Annotated in this window: 13 protein-coding genes and 1 pseudogene; 2 read left to right on the forward strand and 12 right to left on the reverse strand. The window is 70.9% G+C overall.

Going from position 1 to position 19975, the window contains the following annotated elements; translation table 11 throughout:
- Positions 1-89: 89 nt before the first annotated feature.
- The 9 genes from PV396_RS03965 to PV396_RS04005 all read right to left on the reverse strand — a co-directional run bounded on the left by PV396_RS03965 (position 90) and on the right by PV396_RS04005 (position 14446).
- Positions 90-1496 (reverse strand): hypothetical protein, encoded by a 1407-nt coding sequence (locus tag PV396_RS03965; protein ID WP_319200273.1) that lies wholly within the window; start codon positions 1494-1496, stop codon positions 90-92.
- A 190-nt stretch (positions 1497-1686) separates the two neighbouring features.
- Complete coding sequence (locus PV396_RS03970) at positions 1687-3006, reverse strand: GAF domain-containing protein (RefSeq protein WP_319200275.1); 1320 nt, start codon at positions 3004-3006, stop codon at positions 1687-1689.
- A gap of 336 nt (positions 3007-3342) precedes the next feature.
- Complete coding sequence (locus PV396_RS03975; RefSeq protein WP_319200277.1) at positions 3343-4977, reverse strand: acyl-CoA dehydrogenase family protein; 1635 nt, start codon at positions 4975-4977, stop codon at positions 3343-3345.
- Positions 4978-5055: 78 nt separating this feature from the next.
- A complete protein-coding gene (sbnA, locus tag PV396_RS03980; RefSeq protein WP_319200279.1) occupies positions 5056-6051 on the reverse strand; it encodes a 2,3-diaminopropionate biosynthesis protein SbnA in 996 nt (331 codons plus the stop codon).
- Positions 6052-6147: 96 nt separating this feature from the next.
- Positions 6148-7185, reverse strand: a complete 1038-nt coding sequence (sbnB, locus tag PV396_RS03985; protein WP_319200281.1) for a 2,3-diaminopropionate biosynthesis protein SbnB — start codon at positions 7183-7185, stop codon at positions 6148-6150.
- A complete protein-coding gene (locus PV396_RS03990) occupies positions 7182-8240 on the reverse strand; it encodes a TauD/TfdA family dioxygenase (protein WP_319200283.1) in 1059 nt (352 codons plus the stop codon). Before PV396_RS03990 ends, sbnB begins: the two co-directional genes overlap by 4 nt.
- Positions 8241-8281: 41 nt before the next feature.
- The gene (locus PV396_RS03995) at positions 8282-10627 is read right to left on the reverse strand and encodes a non-ribosomal peptide synthetase (protein WP_319200285.1); all 2346 of its coding nucleotides are present in this window, start codon (positions 10625-10627) and stop codon (positions 8282-8284) included.
- On the reverse strand, positions 10624-13152 hold the full coding sequence (locus PV396_RS04000) for a Pls/PosA family non-ribosomal peptide synthetase (RefSeq protein ID WP_319200655.1): 2529 nt from the start codon (positions 13150-13152) through the stop codon (positions 10624-10626). Before PV396_RS04000 ends, PV396_RS03995 begins: the two co-directional genes overlap by 4 nt.
- Before the next feature lie 22 nt (positions 13153-13174).
- Complete coding sequence (locus tag PV396_RS04005; RefSeq protein ID WP_319200287.1) at positions 13175-14446, reverse strand: heparan-alpha-glucosaminide N-acetyltransferase domain-containing protein; 1272 nt, start codon at positions 14444-14446, stop codon at positions 13175-13177.
- 691 nt (positions 14447-15137) lie between these two features.
- Between PV396_RS04005 and PV396_RS04010 the strand changes: the two genes are divergently transcribed.
- A complete protein-coding gene (locus tag PV396_RS04010) occupies positions 15138-16292 on the forward strand; it encodes a YihY/virulence factor BrkB family protein (protein ID WP_319200289.1) in 1155 nt (384 codons plus the stop codon).
- A 676-nt stretch (positions 16293-16968) separates the two neighbouring features.
- A pseudogene (locus PV396_RS04015) lies at positions 16969-17652 on the forward strand (helix-turn-helix domain-containing protein); the annotation flags it as partial.
- Here the strand turns inward: PV396_RS04015 and PV396_RS04020 are convergent.
- The 3 genes from PV396_RS04020 to PV396_RS04030 all read right to left on the reverse strand — a co-directional run bounded on the left by PV396_RS04020 (position 17638) and on the right by PV396_RS04030 (position 19827).
- Positions 17638-18087, reverse strand: a complete 450-nt coding sequence (locus PV396_RS04020) for a VOC family protein (RefSeq protein ID WP_319200291.1) — start codon at positions 18085-18087, stop codon at positions 17638-17640. The pseudogene PV396_RS04015 and the gene PV396_RS04020 overlap by 15 nt on opposite strands.
- Positions 18088-18152: 65 nt before the next feature.
- A complete protein-coding gene (locus tag PV396_RS04025; RefSeq protein WP_319200293.1) occupies positions 18153-18680 on the reverse strand; it encodes a 2'-5' RNA ligase family protein in 528 nt (175 codons plus the stop codon).
- Between the two features lie 73 nt (positions 18681-18753).
- Positions 18754-19827 (reverse strand): LacI family DNA-binding transcriptional regulator, encoded by a 1074-nt coding sequence (locus tag PV396_RS04030; RefSeq protein WP_319200295.1) that lies wholly within the window; start codon positions 19825-19827, stop codon positions 18754-18756.
- Between the last annotated feature and the right edge of the window lie 148 nt (positions 19828-19975).

Below are 19975 nucleotides of genomic sequence, written 5' to 3' on the forward strand. Positions count from 1 at the left end.
GGCTGCGGGTTCGGTGGGGGCTTGTCGCGCAGTTCCCCGCGCCCCTGGAGAAGCCGGGGCGCTGGCGCGCCCCGGCTTCATCGGTAGTGCTATTTCAGGGAGTCGGTGATCGACGACAGGGGTACGGCGTACAGGATTCGTTTCGGGATGGGGGTGCCGGTCCATCCTGAGCGGTTGTCCGCCGCCCATTCCGTCAGGGACCAGAGTTCGCCTGTGCCCTCCCAGTAGGAGAGGGACTCGGCGTGTTCGGCCCAGCAGCGGCGGGACGTGTCGTCTGAGCCGCAGCGGGCCGCCTTCGCGCCGTCGGCGGTCAGGCGCCAGAGGGTGCCGTGCCGGTCCTTCACGCCGGGGGCGTGGGCGACGTACCAGTCCGCCTTCTCCTCGCCCGGCGAACGGTAGGACAGCACGCCCTGGATGGCGGTGGCCTTCGTCGAGTAGGCCTCGACGGGGTTCACCCGGCCGAACATGTTGGCGGCGAGGAGGCCGGAACGGTCGCCCGCGCGGCTGAACGAGTAGCGCCACAGACGGCTGTGCTGATCGGCGCCGGCCGGGAACGACTCGGCGGCCACCAGGCTGTCGGGCGTGGAGGTGCGGTCCAGGGACAGCGAGCCGAAGCAGGGGAGGCGGTCGTCGGACGCCGGGTCGCAGGCGCCGCCGGCCAGGCTGTACGAGGCGACGGCGGGCATCACGTACCCGTAGCCGTGCGCCGACCAGCCGCCGGGCACCCGGCCGACCGCCGGGCTGTCGACCGAGGCACGCTGGATGCGGTTCATGTCGTAGACGTACAGGGCCTTGCCGTCGGAGTCCTTGGCCGAGGCGGTGACCAGCAGCTTGTCCTGGTACCAGACCATGCCGGAGATCGGGGACTCCAGCTTGCGGTAGTCCGAGCCGTCGTCGGTCGGGACGACCAGCAGCACCCAGCGGTACGTCATGCTGCTCAGGTTGTTCGCGTCGATGACGGCGATCCGGGCCAGCCCCCGGGAGACCTCGGGCTCGCCCGGCCTGGCGTCGTTGTGCGTCCAGCCGGAGAGGATCACACGGTTGGCACCCCAGCGGCCGTCCTCGTCCGCGTCACCGGAGGTGGTGACGGACTGCGGCAGCCAGCGCTGACTGGCCGAATCGGCGGAGTCCCAGCAGTACGCGCGGGTGGCCGCCGGGGCGACGGGCAGGGCCTCGGTCTCCGTGGGGGCGCACTCGGCCGCGTTGTGCAGCGTGCGGTTGGTGTGTTCCAGGACGGTGCTCACACCCACCGTGCCGCCCATGGAGTCGGCCAGCCGGTCCAGTGAACTCTTCGACGCCAGGTGCTCCTTGAGCTGGAAGTCCTTCAGCTCGGCAGCGGACGTGAGGGACTTCAGGGGACCCGGGTTGTCGCTGCTCACGGCCTGGGAGGCGCTGACGATCGTGGCCGCGGCGGTCAGGGCGAGGGCGGTTCCGGCGAGCAGGCCGCGCAGCGCTCGGCCCCTCTTCTGCCTGCGGTGTCTGCCGCGATGTTTCATTCATCCTCCCGAGGCAGGCCAACTGCGGCTCGCGATCCGTGCGTTGAACCGGGGTCGCAGTGTGGGGGGCCGTGGGAAGGATGGTACGTCAGGGGGCACCGGGCCTGGTCGAATACTCCGGAATACGTGCCCTGTGTTGACCCCCGGCGGCCGTCCGGGTGCCTTTTCTCACGCCGGTGTCACCGCCGGGTCACCCTGCGTCGCCCTCCGGGCCGCCCCCGGTGCCCTCGCTCTCCGAGCCCCGCCCCCGCGCCACGGCCGACGCCGTCGAGTGGGGCAGCAGATCGCGGGGATCGTCGGGGAGGACGACGGTCACCTCCGTGTCGTCGCTGAAGCGGTAGGGGCGATGGTCGAGGAACGCCCCGAGATAACGCCGTATCCGCGACATCTCCGCCCGTACGGTCACCGTACGGGCCGGGTCGCCGAACACGTCGTCGGCCAGGCCCGCCGCGCTGCGGCCGGCCGGGTGCAGGGCCAGCAGATAGAGCAACTCGGCATGCCGGGGACTCAGTTCGTGGGTCCAGGAACCCGCCGGACCCGACACCGTCACCGACCAGCGGCGAGCCCGGCCCAGGTCCAGGACGATCCGGGTGGCGCCACGAGGTTCGGGCTCGGCGGCGGCGTGCACCAGCCAGCCCCCGGCCAGCGGCTCCACCACGCACAGCCCCAGCGCCGGCAGCCAACGGCGACCCGGGGACAACGACTTGGGCAGGGCGACCCGGTTCGTGTACGGCATGCCGGTCACCGCGGCCGTCCAGCCGTCCCGGTCCACCACCAGAGCCCGCCCGCCGAGTCGCGCCAGCACCGGCGCCGCCACCGCCCGCAGCCGCTCCAACGAGTGGTGGTGGCGCTCCCGCAGCCCTGCCTCGGCGAGCTTGGCGACCGAGTCGACCCAGGCAAGCGTCGCCGGATGCATGGTCTCCAGCGGTCCGCTGACATCCACCACACCGATCAGCCTGCCGTCGCGCGGGTCGGTGATCGGGGCGCCCGTGCACGTCCAGGTCGCGTGCGACCGTACGAAGTGTTCGGAGGCGAAAACCTGTACGGGGCGCCGCGCGATCACCGGAGTGCCCACCCCGTTGGTACCGACGACGTCCTCGGCCCAGTCGGCGCCGGGCTCGAAGCCGAACGAGTCCGCCCTGCGCAGCACCGACGCGCTGCCCTCGCGCCACAGCACCCGGCCGTGCTCGTCCGCGACGACCATGATGTGCTCGGTGACGTCCGCGACCGACAACAGCCCCTGCCGCAGCGCCGGGAGGACATGCCGCAACCTGGACGTCCCGCGCCGCCGGTCCAGTTCCTCACGGCTCAGCAGACCGGAACGGAAGTCGTGGTCCGGGTCGACGCCGCTGCGCAGCATCCGGTCCCAGGACTGGTCGATCACCGGGCGGGGCGCGAGACGCGGTCGCTGTCCCATGAGGCGGGCCGCGCGTACGTCGCTGAGCAGTCGTGCCGCCTTCGCCGTGTCGCGGCCGGCGAGTCGCGCGACCTCCATCGGCGGGTTCGCCACTTTGTCCTCCCGGCCCGTATTGACTGAATGTCTTATGGTGCCGCCCGTGAGCACCGAAGGACCACACTCCGCACACACATGCCAACAAGTTGCAACCCCCTGCAACCCTGGTGAACCGTCCTGCGGTGGCTGAAACTTGGTCGACGCCGCCGCGCGGTGTCCATGCTCCCGATCGATGCGGGGCAAGTGAGCGGGGGTGGTGCCGTGTCGGCGCAGCACCACCCCCGCGAAGCGCTCCGCGGGTAGTGCGGTTTTTGGCTGCCGGCCCGGTGGGGGCTTGTCGCGCAGTTCCCCGCGCCCCTGTCGGGCGCTGTCGCGCCTCGACAGGCCCTGTCCTCAGGTCACCGGCCGGGCCCGTTCCACCACCGACGTCAGGTCCAGGGTGTGCGGGAGAGTTCCGAACGCGTTGCCCCAGTCGCCGCCGAGCCGCGAGGCGCAGAACGCGTCGGCGATCTCCGGGGGCGCGAACCGGACCAGCAGCGAACCCTGGAGCACCAGCGCGATCCGCTCGACCAGCCGCCGCGCGCGGCCCTCGACGCCGTCCAGATCGGCCAGTTCGGTCAGCAGGTCCTTGATGGCGCCGTCCAGCCGGTGGTCGGCTCCGCGCGCCTTGCCGACCTCCTGGAGGAACGCGTTGAGGGCGGCGGGCTCCCGCTGCATCGCCCGCAGCACGTCCAGCGCCTGGATGTTCCCGGCGCCCTCCCAGATCGAGTTGAGCGGCGACTCGCGCAACAGCCGGGGCATGCCCGACTCCTCGACATAGCCGTTGCCGCCCAGACACTCGGACGCCTCCACCACCAGCGGGGTGCAGCGCTTGGTCACCCAGTACTTGGCGGCCGGCAACGACAGCCGCAGGAACGCCCGTTCCTGCTCGCCTCCGTCGTCGTAGGCGGCGGCCAGCCGCAGCGCGAGCGTCGTCGCCGCCTCCGACTCCAGGGCCAGATCGGCCAGAACGTTGCGCATCAGCGGCTTGTCGACCAGCCTCCCGCCGAACGCCTCGCGGTACGTACAGTGGTGTACGGACTGGGCGACCGCCTGCCGCATCAGCGCGGCGGCGCCGAGCACGCAGTCGAGCCGGGTCATCGCCACCATCTCGATGATGGTGCGCACCCCGCGCCCCTCGTCCCCGACGCGGCGCACCCATGTCCCGTCGAACTCGACCTCGGCGGAGGCGTTGGAGCGATTGCCCAGCTTGTCCTTGAGCCGCTGGATACGGAACTCGTTGCGCGTGCCGTCGGGCAGGACCCGGGGCAGCAGAAAGCAGGTGACCCCGCCGGGAGCCTGCGCCAGCACCAGGAAACCGTCCGACATGGGCGCCGAGCAGAACCACTTGTGGCCCGTCAGCTCGTACGTCCCGTCCTCGGCGAGCGGCGTCGCGACGGTCGTGTTGGCCCGTACGTCGCTGCCGCCCTGTTTCTCCGTCATGCCCATCCCGAAGAGCACGCCGGCCTTCTGGTCCGCCGGCTGGAGCCCCTCCTCGTAGACGGTGGACGTCAGCCGGGGCTCCCACTCGGCGGCGAGCGCGGGGTCGGTGCGCAGCGCGGGCACCGCCGCGTGGGTCATCGACAGCGGGCAGCCGTGGCCGGCCTCGGCCTGCGACCAGACGACGAACCCTGCGGCCCGCCGCACATGCCCGCCCGGTCGTGACCAGGCCGCTGTCAGCCCGGCCGAGACGCCCTTGCCGAGCAGCCGGTGGTAGGCGGGATGGAACTCCACCTCGTCGATCCGGTTGCCGTAGCGGTCGTGCGTCCGCAGTTTCGGGGGGTTCTCGTTGGCGAGCGCCCCCCATTCCTGCACCTGCGCGGACCCGGTGGACTTCCCGAGCCCGGAGAGGTCCTCCCGGGCCTCGTCCAGAAGCCCGGGGTCCAGATGCCGCTCGACGGCCGCCACCAGGGCTTTGTCGGCGGTGAACACGTCATATCCGACCAGGGGCGGCACCTGGTTGGTCACGGTGTGGGTGCTGGCTGCCATGAGACGAACGTACCCCCCAGTACGTCGTGCTCACCGGATACCCCGCCCGCAGCGCAGCACCCGTGCCCGGACCGCCCGTCAGGCCGGCCTGGAGAGTGTCGCCAGTTCGTCGGAGGCCAGGGCGGCCATGTCCTGCTCGCCCTGGAGGGCCTCCAGCCAGCCGGGGTGGTACACGGTGTCGAGGTAGCGCTCGCCGAGGTCCGGCGCGATCGCGACCGCCGTGAGGTCCCGTCCGTCGTGCCGGGCCAGCCACTGGGTCGCCCCGCTGATCACCGTGCCGGTGGACCCGCCGAAGAGGAAGCCCCGGGAGGCGAGCCGACGGCAGACACGCACCGCGTCCGTCTCCTCCACGCGGATCACCTCGTCGATGTACGACTCGTCGAGCAGCTGCGGCCGCACACTCGTGCCAAGCCCCGGGATCATGCGGGGGCCGGGCGGTCCGCCGAAGGTGACCGAGCCGACGGCGTCCACGGCGACGATCCGCACCCGCCGGTTCCACTGCCAGAACCAGCGCGCGCAGCCCATCAGGGTGCCGGTGGTGCCGGCGCCGACGAACAGAACGTCGAGGCCGGGAAACCGGCGGGCGATCGCCGGTGCCGTGGTGAGGTAGTGCGCCCGCCAATTCCCCTGGTTGGCGTACTGGTTGAGCCAGACGTACCGCTCGTCGGAGGCGCACAGCGCGCGGACGTACCCGATCCGGGCGCCCAGGAACCCGCCGCGCAGATCGGGCTGGTCGATGACGTGCACCCGGCTGCCCAGCGCCTCCATCAGCCGGATCGCCTGCGCGTTGCAGCGCGAGTCCGTCACACACAGGAACCGGTAGCCGCGGCTCGCCGCGAGCACACTGAGCGCCACGCCCAGATTGCCCGACGAGGACTCCACGAGAACGGACCCCGGCCGCAGCCTGCCCTCCCGTTCGGCGGCCGTCACCATCTCGTGGGCGGCCTTCATCTTGATCGAACCGGCGAAGTTGAAGCCCTCGCACTTCAGGAAGAGGGGGAGGCCCACGGTGGCCCGGAGGTCGACGTAGAGCTCATCCTCGTTGTAGTCCGATGGCTGGGAAATGACTGGCATGTTGTCCCCCTGAGTGTGGCGCGCCTGTCCTCGGCGCGCCTGATCTGTGGCACGGCACCCGGTGACCGGGCGCTGCGACCGACCCCCCTGAACGAGTCAGCCGTGCCTGCGCAGTTCGTGGAAGAAGCCGTCGACGACACGCAGTTCGCCGCGGCGGGCCACCTCGTCGTGGACGAACCTGCCGACGGCGAGGTCGAGCACTCCGAGGCCGAAGGGCGAGAACACCACGGGCCGGTCCACCGGGACCTTCGTCCGTTCGGTGAGTACGTCGTCCAGCGTGCCGTCGATGAACTCCCGTCCCCCGGTGAGCTGTTCGGCCAGGTGCGGCGAGGTGTCGGCCTTCAGACAGTGCTCGACGTCGTCGACGTAGTTGGCCGAGGCCAGCAGGATCTCGGGCGCGAGGTCGCGCAACGAGACGTGCAGGACGAGCGGATGGTGGTCGAACCACGACACGTCGTCGATGTGCGGTTTCGCGGCGACGGTGGCGAACACCAACAGGTCGCCGGACCTGACCAGTTGCTCGGCGCTGTCGTGCACGACGACCTTGCCGACGCCGTCCGACCGTTCCAGATAGCCCCGGAAGCCGGCCGCGCTGTCGGCCGACAGGTCGAACACGCCCGTCTCGTCGAACTCCCAGCCGGTGGAGGCCAGATAGGTGTGGATGTAGCGAGCGATGAGCCCGGTACCGACGAACCCGACCCGGGTCGGCCGGGGGCGCCCCCGGCTCAGCCGGTCGGCGGCCAGCGCGGCCGAGGCCGCCGTGCGGGAGGCGCTGATGATGGAGCTCTCCAGACAGGCGAACGGGTAGCCCGTGTCGTGGTCGTTGAGGATCAGTACCGCCGACGCCCGGGGAATCCCGGCCGCCACGTTCTCCGGGAAACTGGAGACCCACTTCAGCCCGTCCACGTGCACGGCCCCGCCGATCGACGCGGGCAGCGCGATGATCCGCGACGAGGGCCGGTCGGGGAACCGCAGGAAGTACGAGGGCGGGTTCACCGAGTCCCCGGCCCCGTGCAGCCGGTACACCGTCTCGACCAGGTCGACGACGTCCGACTCCCTTCCGTGGAGGGCCTGTTGCACCTGCTCACCGGAGATGACCGAGAACGGCGGGACCGTGACGGGGTTCGTGGTCATGAGGACGTCCCTTCGAAGGTACCGGCGGAGCCGGCGATGTCGGTGGAGTCGGCGGAGTCGGTGCGGCGGACCGGGTCGGCCAGGGCGGCGAGGACCTCGCGCGGCCCCTCGAAGGGTTCCCGGCTGTGTGCCGTACGGATGTTGTCGACGAGCAGCAGATCGCCGCCGCGCCAGGGCTCACGCACGGTGTGCGCCGCGTACACGTCGTTGAGCAGCTGGACGACGTCCAGACCGATCGGATCGCCGTTGCCGTAGCGGGTGTTGAAGGGGAGGCCGTCGGCGCCGTACACGTCGACCAGGTACTCGTGGACCTCCGGGTCCATCGTCCACTCGTTGAGGAACGCGATCTGGTTGAACCAGCAGCGGCGGCCGGTGACCGGGTGCCGCAGGACGGCTCCGCGGCGCTGGCGGGTGCGCAGGGAGCCGTCCGGCTCCCAGGCGAACTCGATGGCGTGGGCGCGGCAGTAGCGTTCGACGGAGGCCCGGTCGGAGGTGCCGAAGGCCTCGGCGACCGTCGCGCCGATCTCGTCGCTGAACGTACGGGTGAGCAACCAGCCCTCCTTCTCGAAGCGTTGGACGAGGTCGGCGGGCAGCGCGTCGAGCACGGCCGCCGAGTCGGCGACCCCGGTGGCGCCGCCCTCGGCGGGCGCCTCGAGGCAGGCGAACATCAGCAGGCCGGGGAACTCCAGCGCGTAGCTCAGCTCGTGGTGCATGCACATCGGCTGGTTCGGCGGCCACTTCGAGGAGGAGTACACGCCGTCGGCGTACCGCCGCCGGGGTGCGAAGGCCTCCTGGTCCTTCATCAGGCCGTCGGCCAGCCGGCGCAGAACGGCGCCGGTCAGGGACGGTTCGTGCAGGCCGAGGCCGCGCACCAGCAGCGAGCCGTGTTCGGCGACGGCCGCCCGCAGCGTGTCCCGGTGGGCGCCCGCCCACTCGACCGGGTCGGCGACGGGCGGTGCGCACAGGGTCGGTGGCCGGCCGGGAAGCAGCTCGATGTCCGGAAGTGCCGTCTGAGGCACGTGAGTTGATGTCGACGAAGCGGATGAGAGTGTCATGGTGTCGTTCGTTCCTTTCGGTGCGGCGCGCACAGCGGTCGTCAGGCTGTGGCGGCCGGGGTGTCGAGCAGCTCGGCCAGGTCCGCGAGGACCGGGAGGCGGATGACGTCCTTGTGGGTGATCGCCCGGTCGAGGGCGATCGCGAGCCGGACCGCCGACAGCGAGGTGCCGCCGCGGTCGAAGAAGTGGTCCAGACGGCCGACCCGGTCCGCGGGGACACCGAGAACCTCGGCCCAGGCGAGGGCCAGCCGCCGCTCACCGGCCGTTTTCGGTTCCTGTACGCCTGCTCCGGCGCGCTCCTCGGCGGTGTCGAGTTCCTCGGCGAGCGCGGTGAGCGTCCTGCGGTCGGTCTTGCCGTTGGCGGTCAGCGGCAGCGACTCCCGCCAGTGCACGGCCGCCGGAACCATGTAGGCGGGCAGCGACTCCGCCAACCGCGCCTGTACGTCGACGGGTTCGGCCCCGGTGCAGAACGCCGCGAGCCGCGCGCCCCGGACGACCACCACGGCGCCGTCCCGGACCCCGGGCACCCGCAGCAGCGCGTTCTCGATCTCGCCGATCTCGATCCGGAAGCCCCGCAGCTTCACCTGGGTGTCCCGGCGGCCCAGGAACTCCAGCCTGCCGTCGGGCAGCCAGCGCCCGTGGTCGCCGCTGCGGTAGAGCCGCTCGCCGGGCCGGTAGGGGTCCAGGGTGAAGGCCGCCGCCGTGCGTTCCGGGTCGTTGACGTACCCGCGTCCGACGCACACCCCGGAGAACACGATCTCGCCGGGCGCTCCGAGCGGCACGGGCGCGAGGTGCTCGTCGACGACGTACACGCGGACGTTGCGCACGGGCCGGCCGAGCGGGACGCGGGGTCCGTCCGGGACCCGGTCCATCACTTCGTGGTTGGTGTCGTCCGAAGTCTCCGTCAGCCCATAGGCGTTGGCGACGCGGATCTCCGGCTGGGCGGTGAACCAGCGCTGCACCAGCTCCCGCTTCACCGCCTCCCCGGTGACCGACACACAGTGCAGGTCGGGTAGTTGGCGCGGCCTTGCCTCCAACTCGGCCAGTACGGCCTCGAGATACGACGGCACGATCTGGAGGACATTGACCCCGCCGTCCACGACCGTGTCCACGAACCGGGGCACGTCCAGGATCACGTCCTGCACGACCAGCAGCGTCCGGCCGCCGACGAGCAGCGCCGACACCAGTTGCCACAGCGAGATGTCGAAGCACTGGGGAGCGGTCTGCGCGACCACCTGCCCCTCGCCGATCCCCAGGTCCTCCAGCTTGGCGAGGACGTGGTTGACGAACCCCGCGTGCTCGCACATCGCGCCCTTGGGCTCACCCGTCGACCCGGACGTGAAGTAGATGTAGGCCAGTTGGTCCGCGCCGACGTCCACCCCGAGGTCGCCGTCCGCGTGCCCCTCCGCGCCGATCTCGTCGACGTACAGCCTCGGTACGTCCGTGCCCGTCCCGTCGAGCGTGGTGGTGCTGCCGTGTTCGGTGACGACGAACGCGCACTCGGCGCGGGTGAGGGTGGCGGCGATGCGCTCGGCCGGGAAGTGCGGCTCGACCGGCAGATAGACACCGCCCGCCTTGAGCACCCCGAGCACGGCGGCCATCCAGTCGAGGTTGCGCTCGGTGACCACGGCGACGACTCCCTCCCGGGCCAGACCCCGGGCCAGCAGCGCCCGACCGAGCTGGTTGGCACGGGAGTTGAGCTCCCGGTAGGTCCACTCGGTCGGGCCCTGCACGGCCGCGACCGCGTCCGGGTGCCGCCGTACCCGCTCCTCGAACAGCTCGTGCACCCGGCGGTCCGGGAGTTCACGGGTGGGGCCCGCCAATCCGTCCAACTGGAAGGCGAGTTCATCACCGGAGAGCAGGCTCTGCCGCTCGTGGTCGGCGTCCGGGTCGGCGGTCAGCAGGGAGAGGGCGGTGAGGTGGTAGCCGGCGATGCGGGCAGCCGCTCCGGCGTCGAGGACATCGGTGCGGTGGCGCAGTCGCAGGGTGCGCTCGCCGACGCTCACGTGCAACACGGCACTGTCATCGACCGGTTCACCGCCGTGCGGGTCGAGCACGGTCTCGTACGCAGGCTCGTCAGCGTCGCCCGTCTCGGCGGCGAGGTCCGTCAGGGCCAGCAGCTCCCGCCAGGAACTGGGGCCGACCAGCATCCGACGGGGGACGGGCCGCTCGCCCTTCACCGCCACGTACCCGGTGACGACCTCCCGCTCACCGGAGAGCGCGGCCAGGACCTTGGCGTGCGCGGCGAGCAGTGCCGCCTCGAACGAGTCCGAGCGCAACAGGCTGTCGTCGATGGGAACTTCGTACTCGGCGTACACCGCGTGGCGGCGGTGGTGCGGGTCCTCGTCCGGGACCGGGCCGGGTGTCCAGCGTGGAATGGTGTTCATCGAACTGCCCCCGTCGATATCTGTGCGGTGTGCGCGGAGCGCGCGGAGTGGGTGAGCAGGCTGGTCTGTTCGGCCGGCGGGATCTGGTCGCCGCGCAGGGCCACGGCCGGGTTGCCGCCCCAGCGGGTCAGGCACGGCACGTACTCGCCCTTCATCAGGAAGGAGTCCGGGGCGAGTTGGGACCCGTCGCCCATGGAAACGCCGTAGTGGACGAGCGCGCCGACGCCGAGCGTGACGCCCCGGCCGAGGACGATGTGGTCGGACTTGTAGGTGCCGTCCTCCTGCGAATGGGCCTGGATCTTGCTGTGGGCGCCGAGCGTGCAGTCGTCGCCGATCGTGGTGAGGGTGCGCTCGGTGATGGCGGCGCCGTCGTCGAACACCCGGCGCCCGATCCGCACGCCCATCAGCCGCCACAGCAGGCCCTTGAACGGCGTCCCGTTGAACACGACGAGAAAGTCGGCCGGCACCTTCCACAGCCGTTCCTGCCACCAGAAGTGCGGGTCGTAGATGGACACCAACCGTGGTACCAGGCGCCTGAACCGGGTGATGAGCCGCTCGACCAGCACGTAGTACCCGGCGGTGAGCACAAGCCCGAGCATCAGGGAGGCGCCGACCAGCGCCCCGGCGGCGACGCCGTGGGTGCCGTGCACGGCGAAGGCGGCGAAGCCGAGCACCGTCAGGAGGAACGAGTGCAGCCAGCGCACGAACAGGAACAGGCCCATCGAGCGCAGGTTGTAGCGGTTCTTCGCGGCGAGACGGCGGCGGAACTCGTCGCCCTCACGCAGCTGGTCGAAGCTGCTGTCCCGCTCCACCGACCTCGGGATCTCGAAGGACGGCGAGCCCAACAGCCCGACGTTTTCCCGGACTTCCCCGTCGAGCGGCACCATCACCTTCGTCGCGAGGAGGACGTTCTCGCCGGTGCGGCCACCGGCGGGGTAGGCGATGTGGTTGCCGAGGAAGCTGTGCGCCCCGATCGACGCCCGCGAGAGGCGGAAGGAGGTCGCGGAGTAGTCGGCGTTGAGGACCGACAGCCCGTCGGCGACCATCGTGCCGCTGCCGACGGAGACCAGGTACGGGTTCTCGTGGCGCACCTCCGTACCGAAGTTGGAGCCGGTCTGCTCGACGTGCGAGAGGTCGTAGCCGATGGCCCGCAGGTAGTGGACGATGTACGAGCTGTCGCCGCACAGCCACTTGAAGAACTTGAGGTTGGTCAGCCGGGTGACGGCCCGGTGCGCCCCGTAGTGCGGGCCGTACAGCGGGTAGACCCGGTCCGGCCTGATCACCGGGTTCAGTAGCCGGGGGACCAGGGTCACCGTCATGGCTCCGACGACGATCGTGGCGACGAAGAGCGCGAGGGACAGACCCAGCGCCTCGGCGTAGAAGCGCACCGAGGTCATGTCGGCCACGTCCGGGTCGAACAGCGCCTCGAGCCGGGGTGCCAGGTCGAGCAGCAGATACCCGCCGCCCACCGCCAACGGCACGTACACCAGCAGGAGTTGCAGCAGACTCGCGAGACCGTAGACGGCCCGCCGGGTGGCCGAGCAGGGGGCCTCGGGGAGCCGTACGTAGTCCACGTCGGTGGGCTCGGCGGGCGAGCCGTGCCGGCGGAGGCCCGCAGGTACCGTCTGGCCCTCGAACAGCGTGGAGGAATGGCCGAGCTGGGATCCGTCTCCCATCGAGGTGCCGATGTCGAGGACGGTCTTCTCGCCGACGTACACGTCCCTGCCGAGGGTGACCGGGCCGGTCTGGACGCGGCCGGCGACGGCCCGGTAGCAGAGGAAGTAGGAGTCCTTGCGGATGACCGTGCCCGCGCCGACCGTCAGCAGGTCGGTGCAGACCGGGAGAGCGGGCGAGAGGATGGTGACGCCCCTGCCGATCCGCGCGCCGAGCGCCCGCAGATACAGCACGTAGAGGGGGTTCCCGGTGAACAGGCGCATCGGGTTGGCGTTCAGCAGCGACCTGACCGTCCAGAAGCGCAGATAGGCGAGGCCCCAGACGGGGAAGTCGGTCGCCTTCCACCGGCCGACCAGCACCCATTTGACGATCACCGGCAGCACACACATCCCGGCGAAGGCGGCGCCGCCGAACACGACCGACCGCAGATAGATGTCGGCGATCCCCGACCCGGCGTTGATCCACTGGTAGCCCTGGACGGTGACGAGCCCGGCCAGGAAGCAGTACCCGGCGAAGAGCAGCGCCTGGGCGGCCCCGCACAGCACATACCGCGAGGTACTGCCGGGCGGCGGGGCCTTCGCCGGTGGCGCGAGCGGCGCCTCGGCCGGGGTGTCACCGAGCGCCGCCGCCAGACTCCGGATCGTCGGACTGCCGTACACGTCCTTCATGGACACCGACGGCAGATCGTCCCGCTTCCTGACCCGGGCGCAGAAGTGGGCCATGACCAGGGAGTTGGCACCGAGGTCGTCGAAGAAGTGGCTGTCGGGCGGTACCCGGTCGGTCTTCAGGACACCGGCGAGCACCTCGGTGAGGATCTGCTCGACCGGTGTTCCCCCCACATGTTTCCCCACTGTTCCCCCCACGATGAGCTCCCTAGCGGTGCTGGTCCTGGCTTTCGGTTCGGTTGGTTCGGCCGGTTGGTTCGGGCTGTTCGAGCCGGTCGGCGTGGTCGGATCGCCGGCCCGGCAGGGCGGGCGTGCTTCCCTGCGCCCGCCGCCTCCGTTCCCACTTCCGGGCGCGCCGCGCCGCCTCCGCGACCAGGGCTTCCAGGGGTCCCCGGCCCCTGGTGAGCCGCCATACGACCGCGAACAGCAGCGAGCCCGTGACCAGTACGGCGTACTGGAGGCCGGTGGAGCCGTTCAGCGCTCCTGTGGCGAGGAACAGGACATGGGCGGTGTACAGGGTCAGCGGCATGCTTCCGGCGGCCGCCAGCGGCATCAGCGCGCGCCGCACCACCGTGATCCGGGTCAGCAGCAGGACCGCCGCGAGCAGCGCCGTGGCCGCGCCGAGCGTGTGCAGCATGTCGAACGGCGAGGTGGAGTGCGGGGCGCGGGAGAGCATCGACCACCAGGTCGTGCCGTCCGGGATGTCCCACCGGACCTGGTCGCGGGCGTGCGGCCCGGTCGCGTCCGGGAACTCGCTCTGCCGCAGTCGCTCCAGACCGCCCCGGCGCAGGAGCCAGAACGAGCAGACCAGCCAGGCGGTGGCGGCGAGCGCGAGCCCGGCGGTCAGCAGCCGGGTCGCGGTGCGCCGGTCGAAGAGGTCGAGGCGTCCGATCGCGAGGCCGGCGCAGAGGTACGCCGTCCACGCCAGGACGGGATAGTCGCCGTGGACGAGAAGGTCGCCGAGGAGGCCGGCCGGGTCGGTGACGACGTCCTGGAGTGTCGGATCACCGTCGAAGGCGGGTTCGGGCAGCGCGCCCCGGAGAAGGTGGACGAGAAACGGCGAGACCACGCCCAGGGCGAGCGCGAGGCAGGCCAAGGTCCGTGCCCGCAGGGCCAGCAGGGGCAGTGCGAGCAGGAACAGCAGGGCGTAGAAGGCGAGGATGACATCGACGCTGAGCCCGCCCGCGTTGGCGGCGTAGCCCAGCAGCAGCCCGATGAGGCCGACGGACAGCGCCCGTGCGGTGACCGAGGCGAGCGAGCCCCGGTCGATGCGGGGCGTACGGCCGCCGGTGGTGAGGGCCAGGCCGACTCCGGCCACCAGTGCGAAGGTCGCCGAGGACCGGCCGCCCGCCAACTGCCAGGCCACCGTCGGGGAACCGTCCGGCTCGAAGTCTCCGAAGACGTGCACGGAGAACATACCGAGCAGTGCGAGGCCACGGGCCACGTCTACACCGGCGATGCGCGGTGCGGCTAAAGGCATGGGGGTACTCCGTAAATTGGCATGATGGATTTCGCGTCCGCTGTGTGCCCGTGGTGCGGATGTGAACGGGAGTGACAGGTGACGCGCTATGAGGAATGAGTACGGAAAGCGGCGTACGAGGATGGAATACGTGTGCGGCGTATGAGCGGAAGTTGTCGATGAGCGCGGCGTGCGGCACGGTTTCGATGACGATGTCGATCCGCGCGTTTTCCGTGCGGATCAAGGGCGACGCGGCTCGAGCGGGCTTGTTCGGAGCCCGGCTGCCCCCGTGTCGTGGTACTTCGCACTTCCATGGGTGGGTGTGCCCCCGGAGAATGCAATCCGAATTGTTTCGACCCGGTTATGAGGGGGTCAAGGTGGCCTGGCGTAATGTCGCTTTCCTGTTACAGAGTCACGACTTTTCGTACGGTTGGCGACTGCCTGTTCACCTGCCCCACCAGGGAGCTTTCCGTAAGCCGGGTGTAATTGCCGGGCGGTATTCCGTTTGAAGGCGCCGGAATATGGCCGCCGAGGGCATGACAGAAATCGTATTCGATTTTCTGCTGAATCGTTCCGTCGGGTTTCCGCTGGGTTTCTCCTCGCTTTCTGCGGTGTCACGGGAGCGAAGGGGAGGGAGCGGCGAAGGAGCGTGGCGCCGTGAGCGGGGTACCGGAGGGTGAGAGGGATGGCGCCCGCCCGATACCGTTAGGGCGTGCAGGCAGCAAGTGAACTTCCCGGGAGCCCCAGCGGCCGACTCCACCGCGCGCGCGTTCTCTACCGGAACGTCTCCAAGCGCAGGACCGCGTGGCTGTTGCTCAAGGACACCGTCAACTCGTGCATCGAGTACCGGATCCTGGGTCTGGCGGCCGAGGCGGCCTTCTTCACGCTGCTCTCCGTGCCACCGCTGCTGCTGAGCCTGATCGGGCTGCTCGGCTACGTCGACGACTGGACCGGCACCGACACGATCACCAGCCTGGAGACCAACCTGCTGGAGGCGTCCCGCACGGTCCTGTCCGACAAGGGCGTCACCGAGATCGCCCGGCCGATCCTCGACGACGTGATGAAGGGCGGCCGGCCCGACGTCATCTCCATAGGGTTCCTGTTCGCCCTCTGGTCCGGCTCGCGCGCGGTGAACGTCTTCATCGACACCATCACCGTGATGTACGGCCTCGACGGCGTGCGGGGCATCGTCAAGACCCGGCTGGTGGCCTTCGTGCTGTTCGTCGTGGCGCTGCTGATCGGCTCGGTCGCGCTGCCGCTGATGGTGGCGGGGCCGGATGCGGTGCTCGACGTCCTGCCGTGGTCGGAGACGCTCGTACAGGTGCTGTACTGGCCCGTCGTCATCCTGCTGTCCATCGCCTTCCTGACGACGCTGTTCCATGTGTCGGTCCCGGTGCGCTCCCCGTGGATCGAGGACGTCCCGGGCGCGCTGGTGGCCCTCGGGATGTGGGTGCTCGGCAGCTTCCTGCTGCGCATCTACCTGACCAAGACGATCGAGGGCGCCACGATCTACGGATCGCTCGCGGCGGCCGTCGCCGTCCTCCTGTGGGTCGGGATGTCCGCGTTCGCGGTGCTCGTCGGAGCCGCCGTCAACGCCGCGATCGACCGCGTCTGGCCGGCCGCCGCCACCGCCGCAGCGCGCGCCGCCAACGAACGCATCCGCGAGGAGGAGGCCGCCGAGTACGTCGCCCGGATGACCGCCCTCCACTCCCAGGAAGCAGACGACGACCCCGACGACTGCGACATGCCCTCGGAATTCCCGGAACGCTGGTCGCGCTTCCTCCCCCCGGAGGACGTGACATCCCGCCTGCGCACACACGCGAAGAGCACACCGAAGCCGGGGGAGGACCCACCGTCCGAGAAGTGAACGGGCCCGCACTTCTGTCTCCCGTGCACCTCCTCCGACGCCCGCCACGCGTTGGCGCAGGGCAGGGTCTCGGGTTCGGTTGTCGGTGAGGGGCGAAGTCCTGGCCGAGTGGCTCCTGAGCGGGTGGGGTGTCGCCCTCGGGTGGGTTGGGCGGTTTGGAGGGCCTCGGTGCGCGAGTGTCTGACCGCCGGGGGCTCCGGGAGAGGTGCAACGGTCCTGGACGACCTGGCCTGGGCGAGTGGCACCTGAGCGGACGGGGTGCCGCCCCCGGTGCGGGTTCGGCGGCGGAGGGTTTCGGTGCGCAGGGGACTCCGGGACAGATTCAGCGCTCCCGGGTGGCCTGGCCCGTCTGCGGACCGTGTCGGGTGTCGGGGGTGACCCGCCGTCGGTCTCCTGGTCGAGCCGGAGACTCGGGCTCGGGTGTTGGTGAGGGGCAGTGTCCTGGGCGAGTGGGGCGTCGCCCCGGGTGGCTCTGCGGGGCTCGGTGATGTGGCTGCCGGACCGTCGGGAGGGCCGGAGCGGGGCCTCGGGCGGGCTGATCTGCCAGGGGCGGCTGTCCTGCCCGAAAATTGCCACGTCGCCGATGTGATCGCCCCGCCAGGTCGTCCACCGCAGCGCGTCCGCGTCTCCTGGGCCCCGCAGGAGCATCCCGCGCCCAAGGCATAGCCTTTCCTACGTGTACGAGGAGCGGTCCTCCCGGGTGCCGGGCGCGGTGGTGTGGACGAACACCACGGGCGGGTCCGGCGTCCGGCCCGTGCTGCCCGACGGGTGTATGGACCTGCTGTGGCGCGAGGGCCGGTTGCTGGTCGCGGGGCCCGACACCCGCGCGTACGTTCCCGACGGTGCCCCCGCGCGCTGGGCGGGCGTCCGCTTCTTCCCGGGCACGGCGCCCGCCCTGTTGGGCGTACCCGCGCACGAACTGCGCAACCGGCGCGTCGAGTTGGCCGACCTCTGGGGAGCCGCCGAGGTGCGGCGGCTGAGCGCGCGGGTCGATGCGGCGCCGGACCCGGTGACGGCGCTCGAGGAGGTGGCGCTGGAACGGGCGGCCCACGCCCCCGACCCCGATCCGCTGCTGGGCGGCCTCGTCGCCGCCCTGGAAGCGGGCCGCCCGGTCGGGCGTACCGCCGACGAACTGGGGCTCAGTGCCCGCCAGTTGCACCGCCGCTCCCTGACCGCCTTCGGCTACGGCCCCAAGACCCTGGCCCGCGTGCTGCGCCTCCAGCGCGCGCTGGTCATGGCCCGCGCCGGAGTGCCCTTCGCGGAGACGGCCACCCGTACCGGGTACGCCGACCAGGCCCACTTCGCCCGAGACGTACGGGAGTTGGCGGGGATGCCGCTGGGGCAGCTACTCGGCGGCCGGAGCGGCGGCGGCCAGCGGGGCGAACAGGTCGACCCCGTTGCCGTCCGGGTCCAGCACACACGCGTACCGCTGCCCCCAGACGGCGTCCCAGGGCTTCAGCTCGCTCCGATGGCCGGCGCCCGTCAACTCCTCGTACAGGGCGTCGACTTCGGCGGGCGACCCGCACAGCATGGCCAGCCCGATCCGCCCGCCCCCGCTCGGCGGCCGCCACCCGGGGTGGAAGGAACGGACCGTTTCCTCGGTGTCGAGCAACAGCCGTAGCCCACCCGGGAGTTCGGCCTCGACATGCGGCTGCTCCTCGGCTCCCGCGGGGAAGTCGAGCCCCAGCCTGCGGTAGAAGGCCACAGAGGCGGCGAGGTCGGACACGACAATGCCGATGGCGTCGAACCTGGGCGTGGGAAGAGACGTAGGAGGTGTGGGAGGTTGTGGAGTCATACGGCCACGTTAGGCGTAGCCACCCGCGCCGGTCTTGAACGAATCGGACGTCTCCTCGTCCTGGTTCAGGGGGCCAGCGGGAACGACCTCCGGTGCTGCCACCGGGTGCCGTCGTGTGCCACGAGATCGACTGAAGACACCTGGGCCGTGAAGGGGAGAAGGCTGGTGAGGTCCGCCGCCGCCTTCTCCAGCAGGGCGGCGTCGTCCAGCCGCTGCGCGACAGTGAGATGCGGGACGGCATCGCCGTACTTCCCGCCGTACGGAGGGGTGTCCGGCCAGCGTTCCACGATCGCCTCGGTGAGCCGACGGAACGGTGTGTCCGGCTCCGGAGCGAGATACAGCAGCCCCGGAAACCGCCCGCACCGCTCGAAACCGACCTGGAAGGACCGGTGGCGCCCGAACACCTCCCCCAGGGCGGTGAGGACGCCCTCGTCGATCGCGCTCGCCGGGAGAAAGGGGAACAGCACGGTCACATGCGCCGGAACACCCTCGCGCGCCACCGGATCGAGCCGCTCACGCCACTGCCCAACCGCGGGCTCCGCCTCCGGAATCCGCACGACGAGCCCTGTCTGTCCTGCCGAGGTACCTGTCATCGCACCTGTCTAGCAGAGGAGTCGCCCACTGGAAGGGCTGCCCACCGGAGGAGCTGTCCAGCGGCGGGACCGTCTAACCGACGTGCGGCGACGTGCCGGAGGAGCCCGCCGGGACAGGGGCCGTGCTCGCGCGTTCCACCAGCCGGGTCGACAGCTCCGTGCGCGTGCTCTCCGGGCGGTCGCCCGCCATCATCCGTACCAGCAGCCGCAGTGCCGTCGACGCCATCTCCGACAGGGGCTGGCGGACCGTGGTGAGGGCCGGCGTGGTCCAGCGGGACTCGGGGAGGTCGTCGAAACCGACCACGCTGATGTCGTCCGGCACCCTCAAACCCCTTTCCGCCAGGGCCTGGTAGACGCCGAGCGCCATCCGGTCCGAGCAGACGAACACCGCGGTCGGCGGCTCGGGCAGATCGAGGAGTTCCAGCATGCGCCGGTGCGCGAGCGTCTCGTCGAAGCCGCCGTAGCAGACGTACTCGGGGCGCTGGCGCACCCCGGCGGCGACGAGCGCCGAGCGGTAACCGGCGACCCGGGCGCTGCTGCACATCTTGCGCCGGTACCCGGCGACGACCGCGACGCGTTCATGGCCGAGGGCCACCAGATGCTCGGTCGCCGTCACTCCGCCCTGCCAGTTGGCCGCGCCCACGGACACCACCCCGGGCGGCGGTTCCAGCACCGGGTCGATCATCACGAACGGGATGTGATGCTGGTCGAGCCAGGCGTACTGGGACGCGGTCAGCTCGGCGAGGTTGAACAGCACGCCGGACGAGCCTCGGGTCGTGAGCTTGTCCAGCCAGCCGCGTTCCGGGCGCCCGCCCCGGGTCCGGGTCAGGCCCGCCGACACGACCATCTCGAGGCCCGCGTCGTGCGCCGCCTCCTCCACACCGTGCAGCACCGCGCCCGACCAGGAACTGTCCAGCGAATGGACGACGAGATCGATGAGGCCGGGCGCCTTCGACGCGTCGAAGCGGGGCCTGCGGACATAACCGAGTCGGTCCAGCGCCTCGGTGACCCGCCGCCGTGTCTCCGGAGCCACGTCCTCGCGGCCGTTGACGACCTTCGAGGCGGTCGGTACGGAGACCCCGGCCTCCCGGGCGACGACCGCCAGTGTGGGACCCGTGGGGGCGGCCCTGCCTCCGGTGCGGACCATCTTCCAACCGCCTCTCCGGCCCGCCCGCGGACCATCGAAAATTTCGAAAAGCACCGCTCACACGACGGAAACATTGACCGCTTAGCAACCGGTTCCTACATTAAGCCCGCCCCAACTCGTCGGGAAGACCCAGTGATCTCAACAACCG

Origin of the sequence: Streptomyces sp. ME02-8801-2C (assembly GCF_033793965.1) — a bacterium.
Taxonomy (GTDB): Bacteria; Actinomycetota; Actinomycetes; order Streptomycetales; family Streptomycetaceae; genus Streptomyces.